Source organism: uncultured Pseudoteredinibacter sp. (assembly GCF_947502065.1).
Taxonomy (GTDB): Bacteria; Pseudomonadota; Gammaproteobacteria; order Pseudomonadales; family Cellvibrionaceae; genus Pseudoteredinibacter.
On record NZ_CANMYE010000016.1, the window covers coordinates 1 to 12,047 of the forward strand.

General features: G+C 47.7%; 15 protein-coding genes. 5 read left to right on the forward strand and 10 right to left on the reverse strand.

What is annotated here, in order from left to right; all coding sequences use genetic code 11:
- The 4 genes from scpB to Q1A41_RS19760 form a co-directional block, all read right to left on the reverse strand.
- A partial coding sequence (scpB, locus tag Q1A41_RS19745; protein ID WP_299982752.1) for an SMC-Scp complex subunit ScpB occupies positions 1–923 on the reverse strand: 923 nt, incomplete at its 3' end.
- Between the two features lie 31 nt (positions 924–954).
- Positions 955–1,902, reverse strand: coding sequence for a ScpA family protein (locus Q1A41_RS19750; protein WP_299982755.1), 948 nt, complete (start codon positions 1,900–1,902; stop codon positions 955–957).
- 143 nt (positions 1,903–2,045) lie between these two features.
- Positions 2,046–2,669 (reverse strand): L-threonylcarbamoyladenylate synthase, encoded by a 624-nt coding sequence (locus Q1A41_RS19755; RefSeq protein ID WP_299769799.1) that lies wholly within the window; start codon positions 2,667–2,669, stop codon positions 2,046–2,048.
- Positions 2,670–2,766: 97 nt separating this feature from the next.
- Entirely contained in the window at positions 2,767–3,600 is an 834-nt protein-coding gene (locus tag Q1A41_RS19760) for a PHP domain-containing protein (RefSeq protein WP_299982758.1), read from the reverse strand.
- A 262-nt stretch (positions 3,601–3,862) separates the two neighbouring features.
- Between Q1A41_RS19760 and Q1A41_RS19765 the strand changes: the two genes are divergently transcribed.
- From Q1A41_RS19765 to Q1A41_RS19780, 4 genes are read left to right on the forward strand one after another with little or no spacing between them, the layout of a single operon-like run.
- Positions 3,863–4,558: a VC0807 family protein gene (locus tag Q1A41_RS19765; RefSeq protein WP_299982838.1), complete on the forward strand. Its 696-nt coding sequence runs from the start codon at positions 3,863–3,865 to the stop codon at positions 4,556–4,558.
- Between the two features lie 19 nt (positions 4,559–4,577).
- Positions 4,578–4,877, forward strand: coding sequence for a YciI family protein (locus Q1A41_RS19770; protein WP_299982761.1), 300 nt, complete (start codon positions 4,578–4,580; stop codon positions 4,875–4,877).
- A gap of 33 nt (positions 4,878–4,910) precedes the next feature.
- A complete protein-coding gene (locus Q1A41_RS19775) occupies positions 4,911–5,597 on the forward strand; it encodes a TIGR04211 family SH3 domain-containing protein (protein WP_299982764.1) in 687 nt (228 codons plus the stop codon).
- Positions 5,598–5,603: 6 nt separating this feature from the next.
- A complete protein-coding gene (locus tag Q1A41_RS19780) occupies positions 5,604–6,227 on the forward strand; it encodes a peptidylprolyl isomerase (RefSeq protein WP_299982767.1) in 624 nt (207 codons plus the stop codon).
- Positions 6,228–6,297: 70 nt separating this feature from the next.
- On the opposite strand, the gene Q1A41_RS19785 is transcribed toward Q1A41_RS19780, so the two are convergent.
- From Q1A41_RS19785 to ffh, 6 genes are all read right to left on the reverse strand, one after another.
- The gene (locus tag Q1A41_RS19785; RefSeq protein ID WP_299982770.1) at positions 6,298–7,083 is read right to left on the reverse strand and encodes a thioesterase family protein; all 786 of its coding nucleotides are present in this window, start codon (positions 7,081–7,083) and stop codon (positions 6,298–6,300) included.
- A 232-nt stretch (positions 7,084–7,315) separates the two neighbouring features.
- Positions 7,316–7,666 carry a 50S ribosomal protein L19 gene (rplS, locus tag Q1A41_RS19790; protein ID WP_299982773.1) on the reverse strand — a complete coding sequence of 117 codons (351 nt, stop codon included), beginning with the start codon at positions 7,664–7,666 and terminating at the stop codon, positions 7,316–7,318.
- A 74-nt stretch (positions 7,667–7,740) separates the two neighbouring features.
- Positions 7,741–8,499 (reverse strand): tRNA (guanosine(37)-N1)-methyltransferase TrmD, encoded by a 759-nt coding sequence (trmD, locus tag Q1A41_RS19795; RefSeq protein WP_299982776.1) that lies wholly within the window; start codon positions 8,497–8,499, stop codon positions 7,741–7,743.
- A gap of 34 nt (positions 8,500–8,533) precedes the next feature.
- On the reverse strand, positions 8,534–9,082 hold the full coding sequence (gene rimM / locus Q1A41_RS19800; protein ID WP_299982778.1) for a ribosome maturation factor RimM: 549 nt from the start codon (positions 9,080–9,082) through the stop codon (positions 8,534–8,536).
- A 14-nt stretch (positions 9,083–9,096) separates the two neighbouring features.
- Positions 9,097–9,342: a 30S ribosomal protein S16 gene (gene rpsP / locus Q1A41_RS19805; protein ID WP_299982780.1), complete on the reverse strand. Its 246-nt coding sequence runs from the start codon at positions 9,340–9,342 to the stop codon at positions 9,097–9,099.
- A 206-nt stretch (positions 9,343–9,548) separates the two neighbouring features.
- Positions 9,549–10,958 (reverse strand): signal recognition particle protein, encoded by a 1,410-nt coding sequence (gene ffh / locus Q1A41_RS19810; protein WP_299982782.1) that lies wholly within the window; start codon positions 10,956–10,958, stop codon positions 9,549–9,551.
- A gap of 210 nt (positions 10,959–11,168) precedes the next feature.
- On the opposite strand from ffh, the gene ccsA reads away from it, so the two are divergent.
- Positions 11,169–11,960: a cytochrome c biogenesis protein CcsA gene (ccsA, locus tag Q1A41_RS19815; protein ID WP_299982784.1), complete on the forward strand. Its 792-nt coding sequence runs from the start codon at positions 11,169–11,171 to the stop codon at positions 11,958–11,960.
- The last annotated feature ends 87 nt before the right edge of the window (positions 11,961–12,047 follow it).

Consider the following 12,047-nt stretch of genomic DNA (forward strand, 5'->3'; position numbering starts at 1 on the left):
GCTTCGGCTTCGGCTTCGGCTTCGGCTTCGGCTTCGGCTTCGGCTTCGGCTTCGGCTTCGGCTTCGGCTTCGGCTTCGGCTTCTAGTGTGTTCTCTGACTCTGACTCTTCAAGTGCTGAGCCTTCTAAATCTGCATCTACTTGCTGTTCGTTGTCAGCGACATCGCCTTCAACACTTTCAGACTCATCATTCTCAAGTTCTGAATCTTCAAGCTCATTGTTCTGCGTCTCATCAGCTTCGGTTTCATCCGCCTCAGCTTCAGTGGCAAGACGCTCGGCCTCGGCTTTTTCGGCTTCTGCATCTGGATCGATGGGGAGATCCTTAGTAGGTGGAATCTCCATCCCCTCATCTAATTGCAGCTCTGGGTTCATTTTTTCCAGATCGGCAATTTCACTCAAACTTGGCAATTGCTCCAAACTATTGAGATTAAAATAATCCAGAAACTGTTTGGTTGTCGCATATAGTGATGGTCGCCCTGGCACATCACGGTGCCCAACTACCTTCACCCATTCACGCTCGGTTAGCGTTTTAATAATATGGGAGCTGACCGCGACACCTCGAATCTCTTCAATATCACCGCGTGTAATCGGCTGGCGGTAAGCAATTAAGGCTAAAGTTTCCAACAGCGCACGGGAATACTTTTGTGGTTTCTCTTCCCATAAGCGGTTTACCCATTTGGCCGTATCAGCTACAACCTGAAAACGCCAACCGGAACCGACCTCCACCAGCTCATAACCTCGATCTTTACAATCAGCCTGAATATCTTCTAATGCCGCTTGAATTTCATCTTTCGCTGGTGGCTCTTGATCTTCCTCGTCATCTTTGACCAAAAATAGCTCATGCAAGCGTTTAACGGTTAGTGGCTGTGCAGCCGCTAACAAAGCCCCTTCAATAATTTTGCGCAGCAGAATTTTATCGTTCATTAATAAATATTATCCTTAACTGTTTACGCGTTTATTGCGCACGAGCCTTAACATGAATAGCACCAAATGCATCGCTTTGGACAATCTCAACCAAAGACTCTTTAATAAGCTCCATCACCGCCAAAAATGTCACCACAACGCCCAGCCGGCCCTCTTCAACAGTGAACAAACTCACAAAGGGAACAAATTGCTTGTGGCTTAAGCTATCCAACACTTGCCCCATGCGCTCGCGAGTCGAGAGTCGCTCTTTTTCTACGTGGTGGCTTTCAAACATATCAGCACGACGCAACACTTCTGACAGTGCCAATAAGACCTCTTTCAGATCCACCTCCGGCTCAGGTCGAGTCAAGTTGCGATCTGGCGGTTGGGCTGAGCCCTGATGAATATCACGACCAACACGCGGCAGCTCATCAATATCTTCAGCCGCCTTCTTAAAGCGCTCGTATTCCTGCAAACGGCGGATCAAGTTGGCGCGTGGATCATCCTCGTCTTCTTCCACCTCGTTGCTTCTAGGCAACAACATACGAGATTTAATCTCGGCAAGCATAGCCGCCATTAGCAAATATTCAGCGGCCAGCTCAAACTGCATCGCGTCCATCAGCTCGACATACTGCATATACTGAGCGGTAATCTCAGCGACATTAATATCCAAGATATCGATGTTTTGACGTCGAATCAGATAAAGCAGTAAATCCAAAGGCCCTTCAAAAGCCTCTAGAATTACTTCTAGAGCGTCTGGCGGAATATACAAATCCTTCGGCAAGGTGGTCATCTCTTTACCATCGACAATGGCAAAGGGCATTTCTCCTTGGCTAGGGGGGCTTTTACTTAACGTTTCCGCCGGCTCGGCACTGGCTTGCTCTGTGGAAGCTTGCACTGGCTCGTCTGTTTGGTCGGCAGGTGTTTCTGGCTCAGACACTGATTCAGCAGTGTCAGTCGCCATCTCGGCGCCTGCTAATTCTTCTAGTTCGTCCGTCACCCGGATACCTGTTTTGATGGATGAAAACGGGGCATTATAACGGCAATCAGAGTCTGGCAACAGAGCTAAGAAAAGCACTAAAGCCTTTCGACGATCCCAATAGAAAAGCCCCTGCAGGGCGAAGAGGCCTAAGAAAGCCTAGCTTAAGACATAAAGTCGTCGAAGCTTCCGCAACCTTGGCGAATGAGCTCTGGGGTCTCCCCCGTAAGATCAATGACCGTGGTTGCTTCCATTCCACAATAACCACCATCGACCACTAAATCGAGCTGATGCTCTAAGGTTTCGCGGATGTCATAAGGATCCGTCAACGGATACTCGTCACCCGGCATAATCAGCGTTGAGGTCATTAGCGGCTCGCCAAGCGCGGCAATCAGCTCCAAAGCGATATTGTTGTCGGGCACACGAAGACCGATGGTTTTACGCTTGGGATGCATGACTCGGCGAGGCACCTCGTTGGTGGCCTCCAGCACAAAGGTGTAAGCGCCAGGGGTATGGGCCTTTAGCATTCTAAATACGCTATTGCTGACTTTAGCATAGGTCGCCAACTCGGATAGATCGCGGCACATAAGGGTAAAATTATGATGCTTATCTAACTGCCTAATTTGGCGAATGCGATCAACCGCCTTCTTATCACCCAGATGACAACCGATCGCATAGGCCGAATCTGTTGGAAAGGCGACCAAGCCCCCACCTCGCAGGATATCAGCCGCTTGGTTAACTAAACGGCCCTGGGGGTTATCAGGGTGAATTTGGAAAAACTGAGCCACAAGGCACTCCTACAATAAATCTGGTTTTCACTTGCGCCCAAAGCGAGCGTCAAACGCTTAAATTCAATAACTATGTGGCTTGCTACTCAATCTCAGTTCAGCCCCAATTTTGCCAAACCGGCTTAACGCCCTCTGGCAGAACCCCGCAGCAAGCAAGCTCCTGCCAAGGCTGATGCGGCTGATGAAAATCACTACCCAGTGAACCAAGCAAGTCAAATTCCTTGGCTAAACCCATAATATTCTGAGTCACATTAGCCTGCTGCTTACCACTGACAATCTCAATGGCGGCTCCACCGGCCTCTTTAAAATCGGCACATAACTCGCGCAATTTGGTTCGGGTCAACTTGTACTTATCTGGATGAGCCAACACCGCATGGCCGCCTGCAGCCCGAATCCAACCGCAGACATCTTCTATATTGGGCCATAAGTTTTTAACATCGCCTGGCTTACCTGCGCCTAAGTACTTTTTGAAGGCAAGATTAATCGTTCTTACATGCCCCTTTTCGACCAAAAACTGAGCAAAATGTGGGCGCCCAATAGTGCCTTTGCCGGCCTTTTGCTGCACCCAGTGCAAACTGCCTTCAATGCCCACCTTGTGCAGCTTTTTCGCAATCGTCTCTGTACGCAATTCACGGCGCTGGCGCTGCTCTTCAACAGCGCTTAACAACTGCTCATTGCCTGTATCGATATTCAAGCCAACGATATGAATCCCACGCCCATTCCACTGGCAGGAGAACTCTATACCAGGAATGAGGTCTAAGCCGCAGCTGCTCGCAGCGGCCTGGGCTTGGGCAATTCCAGCTAAAGTATCGTGGTCAGTAAGTGCGAGCACGTTAACAGATTGCTCATATGCCCTCGACACCAGCTCAGAAGGGCTTAAAATACCGTCCGAGTAGTCACTGTGGCTGTGCAGGTCATATATTTTGCTCATGTCGCTCCTAGGCTATAAGAGATAACGGCTATTAGCCGTTAAAACAGCAACATTGTACTGCGTTAACCTTATACTACATTAACATTGTACCGCGTTAGCTAGGATAAAACACGAATCCCCCACAAGCGCTCAATTTTTGAACGCCAGTGTTTTCGTCTAACTAAGCACTAAGAATTAAGATGCTATTGTGAACATCAAAGAATCGAACCCAGCCGATAACGGCGAAACCAATACCAGCGAGCCCATAGAAACGCCGGCCGCCATCCCAGCCAATAAACCCAAGAAAGAAAGCTTGTTGGCCAACTTACTATTGAACATTGTCATCCCGACTTTAGTCTTAACCAAATTAAGCGGCGACGATTATCTTGGAACTAAGCTCGCCATCATTGTCGCGTTGGCATTTCCCATCTTATATGGTGCTAACGATTTAATTCGCAACGGCAAGATTAACTTTTTCTCAGCCCTTGGAATCATCAGCGTAGCGCTAACTGGCGGCATGAGCCTGATGGAGTTACCGCCGGAATATATTGCTATCAAAGAGGCCGCCATTCCGGGCTTAATAGGTCTTGCTGTTTTGATTTCAATAAAAACCAAATACCCTTTAGTGCGAACATTTTTATACAACGATAAATTTTTGCAAACTGATAAAGTTGAAGCCGCTTTGCAAGAGCGCGGCAAAATGGATGACTTTAATAAGGCCATGCGTAACGCATCGATCATGCTGGCTGGCTCATTCTTTTTGTCATCCGCACTTAATTATATTTTGGCCAAGATGCTACTCGTTAGCGAACCGGGCACCGAAGCCTTCAATGCTGAGCTAGGCAAGATGACCGCATTGAGCTTTCCGGTAATTGCGGTACCGGCCACCATCATCATGATGGGCACGCTTTTTTATGTATTTCGATCCATCACGCGCTTATCGGGCTTAAGCCTAGATGACATCGTGGTAGATCAATAGCCGATCGACAAGGATAAACATGTATTACGCCATTATCAGCGAAGACATCGACAACAGCTTAGAGAAACGCTTAGCTGCAAGACCAGATCATCTTGCAAGACTTGAAGAGTTAAAAGCGCAAGACCGCTTATTAATTGCTGGCCCCCACCCAGCAATAGATAGTGATAATCCTGGCGAAGCCGGATTCAGCGGCAGCTTAGTTGTCGCCGAGTTTGAAAGCCTCAATGCCGCACAAGAATGGGCCGACCAAGACCCCTATGTAAGTGCCGGCGTCTACGCCAAAGTCAAAGTAAAGCCATTTAAAAAAGTATTGCCCTAACCGCCCCATTAAAATATTAAAAGAATTAAGAGCATGACCCGAAACCAACTTGTAAAAATTGCCATAAGCAGTGGCGCTATTGCCAGCTGCTTGTTTGCCATACCCAGCTTTGCACAAGAATCCCGCTGGATATCCGACGTTCTTTATGTACCAATGCGCAAAGGGCCAAGTAATCAACATACCATTTTGCATCGAGGCCTAAAATCCGGCACTCGCCTAAGCCTGATGCAGAGCGAAGAAAACTGGAGCCAGGTAAAACTTGAAAACGGTGATATCGGCTGGGTACCAAATCAGTATCTTGCGGACGAACCCATTGCGGCACTAAAGCTAGATAGTGCTGCCCAGAAGGCCCTGCGCAGCGATGAGCGCTACCAACAAGCTGCCGCACAGCTTAAAGCACTCAAGGATGAAAACGAAAGCTTAAAGAAACAGCTAAGCAATTCCGAACAAGGCTCATCCGCCTTGAGCAGCGAGCTAAACCAGATTAAACAGATCTCCGCTAACGCCATCGATCTAAATGACAACTACCAGCAACTGGCTAAAGATCATCAGCTTTTACAAACGGAACTTGATGTAGCCCAGGCTGAAAACGAACGATTGAAAAAAGAAGATAGTCAAACGTGGTTTATGTATGGCGCCGGAGCGGTGGCACTCGGCGTGCTAATCACTTTAATCGTGCCCGCTATTCGTCCACGTCGTCGCCACTCGGAGTGGGGTTAAGACAACATGAAACCTTTCAATAATTTAAAGCAATCTTTTTTCCTGATCGGCCTATGTATCAGCTTACTGTTCAGCGCGCAGGCCTGGAGTGAGAAAAGACCGCAGATCAAACTGCAAACCACCATGGGCGATATCTATTTGGAACTTTACCCAGATAAATCCCCCATTGCTGTCGAGAATTTTTTGAAATATGTCGACCGACACTTCTATGACGGATTAATCTTTCACCGAGTTATGCCACGCTTTATGATTCAAACCGGTGGTTTTGGTTTTGATTTCAGCAAAAAAGAAACCGACGACCCTATTAAAAATGAATCAGCAAATGGCTTAAGCAACAGCTGCGGCAGCGTTGCTATGGCGAGACTTGGTGACGACCCTGATTCAGGCTCATCGCAGTTTTACATCAATGTTAACAACAATAAACATTTGGATATTGGCGATAACGAAGGCTATACCGTATTTGGTCGCGTCATTAAGGGTATCCGCGTTGCCGAAGCTATTTCAGAATTACGCCGCGGCAAACACTCCGGCCAGTTTAGTAATGCACCGAATCAAATGGTTCAAATTATTAAAGCTACAAGAACCAAAGGGCAAAAAATTTATAATACCAAGTGCGCCGCCATGCGCTAAGCCCCACAAATAAAAAAGCGAGCCACAGGCTCGCTTTTTTGTTTAAGACTACAATCTGAAGGCGACAGTGCTAAGCACGGATAAACTGCGCTAATTGTCGTGATACCGCCACAAGATTATCATCCTCATCCCAAAGCTCACCATCTTCTTGCAGCAAACTCTTACCTAAATACTTGCTATGAAAGCGAGCTTTGAGCCACTGAGATTTTGGAATATCTTTAATATGGACACTCATTTCAATAGTCGGCACCCAGCCTAAGGCACCATGGCTGACAAAAATAGATGGCGGGCAGGTATCGCAGGCCATCATTAGTGAGGTAGCACTCCACTGCTCCACCGATGGAATTCGCATCCAACCATAGATTTCAGAAAATTCTGCCGTATCACCCTTGGTCCATCCCGCAGTGGCAGGATCTAAACGCATTTCAACTTGATCAAACACCGTTAAACCCGGCATGCCCGCTCGGGTTTTGCACTCTTCTTTTGGGGCAAGATTCAAAAGCTTTTCTTCACCGTTATGCTCTTTCTCATAATCGGCCATAAAGGTACCAAAGGCCTGCAAAACTACCCTATCGCCCTGCCTTGCTGTCGCCTGCAAGCGATCGAACTGACGACTCAGGGCGAATCGCTCTACCTGTATATCTAAGGGCGCCAACTCTTGGGTTTTAGCGCTGTAGTTCACAGTAATCTGTACCGGTGCTGCCAATTTTGCATAGCGACTCATGGCCTCGCCCAGCAAAGCCATAAGATAACCACCATTGGGCGCCGACATAATTGACCAGTTACTTGATACCTGGGCTCGATAGCAACCCTCTGAAATTTCTTCTAAATGGGTATCCGCTGCAAACATATTCATAATCACTCCATCCATCTCATTCAGAAAAAATAACACGTTCCAGAACAGAACCCAGTGACAAAATCGCTAAAAGCAGCAAGCAATTTAAAGCTATTTGGGTAAAACCCCAAAATTAGATGGTGAAAACGGACAGCGCGCAAACCCAGGCAATTAGCGCGAACAAACAACAGCAATTGAACAGACACAAAAAAGCCGGCTGTTAGCCGGCTTTTTCGCAACACTTAAAAAGAGCTTAGTTAAGCTTCTCTTTAATACGAGCTGCCTTACCAGTCAAGTTGCGCAAGTAGTACAACTTAGCCTGACGAACATCACCACGACGCTTAACAGTAATGCTGTCAACCAGTGGAGAATGAAGCTGGAAGGTACGCTCTACACCAACACCGTGAGAAATCTTACGAACGGTGAAAGCAGAGTTCAAACCACGATTACGCTTACCAATTACAACACCTTCAAAGGCCTGTAGACGCTCACGGTTACCTTCTTTTACTTTTACTTGAACAACGATAGTGTCACCTGGAGCGAACTCAGGTACATCTTTTTTCAATTGTTCGTTATTCAATTCCTGAATAATTTTGCTGCTCATGATTGACTCCTCAAAAGTCAGTCTATTCTTGTCGCTTCACAGCGAGTCTATATCAATGTCAATTCGACATCAGTTCATAGTGTATCGAGATCGGCTTTAAATTCAGCCAGCAGCTTTAGCTGCTCCTCGTCTAACGATAACTTTTCCAATAGATCTGGCCGTCGCTGCCAGGTTCTACCCAATGATTGCTTGAGCCGCCATTGGCGAATTTTTTCATGGTTACCTGACAATAACACCGCAGGAACCGATTGACCTTGAAAAACTTCTGGTCTGGTGTAGTGCGGACAATCCAGCAAACCATCACTGAAAGAGTCCTGCTCGGCCGACAATTGATGCCCTAAAGCACCCGGCAAAAGCCGAGTAATGGCATCAAGCACCACCATTGCCGCCAACTCGCCACCACTTAGGACATAATCTCCAATCGACCATTCAGCATCTACTTGAGCCTGAATAAGTCGTTCATCGACACCTTCGTAACGACCCGCTAACAACACTAGGTTGCCAGCATCTGCTGCGGCAAATTGCTGGGCTGCATCCTGATCAAAAACCCTACCTTGAGGTGACATATACACCACCTGAGCAGATTGACCATCGGCTTGCGCCCAAGCCTTTGCTTCGCTAATCGCGTCACTGAGAGGCTGAATCATCATCAGCATCCCAGGTCCACCGCCGTAGGGACGATCATCTACAGTTTGATGCCGGTCTTGGGTATGCGCCCTTGGATTAAAACAACGTAAATCCAAAACGCCCTGTTCACAAGCTCGCCCGGATACACCGTAGCGGCTTACTGCATCGAACATTTCAGGAAACAAAGTGACTACGGCAATGCGCATACCTGCCTCCTAAATTTAAACCACAAAACTGCTGTTAAAATTCTGGGTCCCAATCGACCCGAATTTCTTCAGCTTGCAAATCCACTGAGATCACAAACTGCTCTGGCACATAAGGTAACAAACGCTCTTTGTTATCAATACTGCCAAGCTCAGCTTTATCCCCTTTAACAACCAGCACATCATTTGCACCCGTTGCCATTAGCTTTTGCACCTTACCAAGCAACTGTGGCGAACCACCGTGCTCAGTTATAACCTTGAGCCCTACCAGCTGGTGCCAGTAATACTCACCATCTTCCAAGTCCGGTATTTGATTGCGCTCAACAGCAATATCAACCTTGGTAAAACCTTCTGCCAAGGTACGATCATCAACACCCTTAATATGGGCGATCAAACCATTGCCGTGAGTTTTAAACTCATCAATTTCTACCGGCTTCACTCCATGACGGGTCTTCAACCACCATGGAGAGTACTCAAATATGTTTTCCCGAGGCTCGGTATCAGAATGGATTTTCACCCAACCTTTAATACCAAATACCCCGTTAATACGCCCAACAGTAAGCAAATTTGACGACGAACTAGCCATTGGACTAAACAGCCTTAAGCTGCCGCTGCTTCTTTTAACAGCTTGCGAACGCGATCAGAGATCTGGGCGCCTTGGCCTACCCAGTAATCAACACGCTCAGCATCTACACGTAGACGCTCTTCTTGACCACGAGCTACAGGGTTAAAGAAACCAACGCGCTCTAGGTAACGACCGTCACGCGGATTGCGAGAGTCAGTTACAGTCAAGTGATAAAAAGGACGCTTTTTAGAGCCACCACGGCTTAATCGAATGCTTACCATGTAAGTCTTCCTACTATATTTACAATGTGCTGCCTCACGGCATGAACAATAGTCAGTACCTTCTCGAGCCAGCGCAAACGCTTATAGCCCGAAGAAGGCGCGGCATTATACTGGAACTGGAGCAGCAAGGAAAGCCCACAAAGCAAAGCTTTTAATAACGAAAAAGGCACCCTTAGGTGCCTTTCAGTATCCACTAGCCAGATGGCTTAACGACCAAAGCCTGGAGGTAAGCCGCCACCTGGCGGCATACCGCCGGGTGGCATTCCACCGCCGCCGCCCATCATACCGCCTAGGCCACGCATCATCTTAGCCATGCCACCGCCTTTCATCTTCTTCATCATTTTAGCCATCTGCTTATGCTGCTTTAATAGACGATTAAGATCCTGCATCTGGGTACCAGAACCCGCAATAATGCGGCGCTTACGGGAGCCATTCAATAAATCCGGATTACGACGCTCAGCCGGCGTCATAGAATTGATGATCGCCTCCATTTGGCCAAACTGCTTGCCCATGGCGTTTTCATCAACCATCTGGGACATATTTCCCATACCAGGCAGCTTATCAAGCATCGAGCCCATGCCACCCATATTCTTCATTTGCTGGAATTGCTCTTTGAGATCTTCAAGATCGAACTTCTGGCCCTTTTGAACCTTTTTAACGAGTTTCTCAGCCTTGGCCTTATCAATCTTCTGCTCAGCCTGCTCAATAAGCGACATAACGTCACCCATGCCCAGGATTCGACTAGCAATTCGGTCTGGGTGGAACGGCTCTAGGGCATCCACTTTTTCGCCCACACCGATAAACTTAATTGGCTTACCTGTCACCTGGCGCACAGATAAAGCCGCACCACCGCGCGCATCACCATCAGCCTTGGTTAAGATCACACCAGTTAATGGCAAAGCCTCATTGAAGGCCTTGGCAGTATTTACTGCATCCTGACCAATCATGGCATCGATAACAAACAGGGTTTCTACCGGATTAATTGCTGCATGCAGTCCCTGGATTTCCTCCATCAAGGTATCGTCGATATGCAAGCGACCTGCGGTATCGACAATCACCACATCGATAAACTGCTTTTTCGCATGATCAATTGCCGCCGTGGCGATATCCACCGGCTTTTGCTCAGTAGTAGAAGGGAAAAACTCCACTTCAACTTCGCCAGCCAAGGTTTCCAACTGCTGAATCGCCGCCGGACGGTATATATCCGCACTGACCACCAAGACCTTCTTCTTCTCGCGCTCACGCAAGAAACGAGCAAGCTTAGCCACAGAGGTGGTTTTACCCGCACCTTGCAAGCCCGCCATTAACACCACGGCCGGTGGCTGTGCAGCTAGATTAAGGGACTCATTGGCAGCCCCCATCACATCGATAAGCTCTGTTTCTACAATCTTAAGAAACTGCTGCCCAGGGTTTAAAGACTTAGCAACTTGGGAGCCAATAGCCTTGGAGCGCACGCGATCCACAAAGGTCTTTACGACGGGCAGAGCAACATCGGCTTCCAGTAAGGCCTTGCGAACTTCGCGCAAGGTACTTTTAATATTGTCATCGGTGAGACGAGCCTTACCGGTAATACTCTTTAGCGAGTGGGAAAGACGATCACTTAAATTGTCGAACATGATGCTGTTACAACTCCGGCATAAAGGCGCTGCAGGCCTTTGGATTAATCTTTGATCAGTCGCCACAATGGCGGACGCAAAAGAACGGCAGTATAACAGAGGGCAATGCCTCGGTCAGCATAGAAACAGTGATAAAACTTCTCATTAAGCGCGCCTTATGACACACTTAGCGGCTGACCTTATGCGCTACAACGAAGGAATCTGCGACTGATGTCCACCACGGTTAGTTTAGCTCTCGCCATTGCCTGCTATTTAGGCATCTTTGCATTTATTATTGCCGAGATCAGACATCAACACGCTGCCAAGCCCAAGCACCTTCGTAGCCTGCTAATTCCTGCCCTGCTGTTTCATGGCGCCGGCCTGGCCTTCCAGTTTATTGATGGAGGCCAAATCCTACTCAGCTTTTTCAAAGTGCCTTCACTGTTAGTTTGGCTAATCAATATTATTATTCTGATCAGCAGCCTGCGAAAGCCTACTTTAAATGTTCTATTGCTAGTCAGCCCAATGAGCGTGATTGCCATTGCCTGCACCCTACTATTTGGTGGAGACGAACAGAGCCTGCAACTCAATACGGCCACCAGCATTCATATTTTGCTGTCGCTATTGGCCTACAGCTTGCTCACTATCGCCACCATGCAAGCGCTCTTATTGGCCTATCAAAACCACCAATTGCGCAGTAAACAAATAGGTGGAATGGTACGCCTACTCCCACCACTGCAAACCATGGAAGCGTTATTGTTCGAATTGCTTTGGGTTGGCTTTGTATTATTAAGCATCTCGATTCTTACCGGCACCTTCTTTGTGCAAGTAGACCCCGAGCAGGCACTGGCCCATAAAGTCTTCTTCTCAATTGCTTCTTGGTTGATCTATGCCACCTTGCTATTTGGTCGACATTACAAGGGCTGGCGTGGCAACACCGCCATTCGATTTACCCTAGGGGGCTTTATCGCCCTTATGTTGGCTTATTTTGGCAGCAAGTTGGTAGTGGAGTTAATTTTGTAAAGCTGCAATTCAAGCCTTGTAGATTGAATTTCAGGCTTGATTCTACCAAGAGACTGCTTCACTATTGCACCTAATAATAGTGACCTA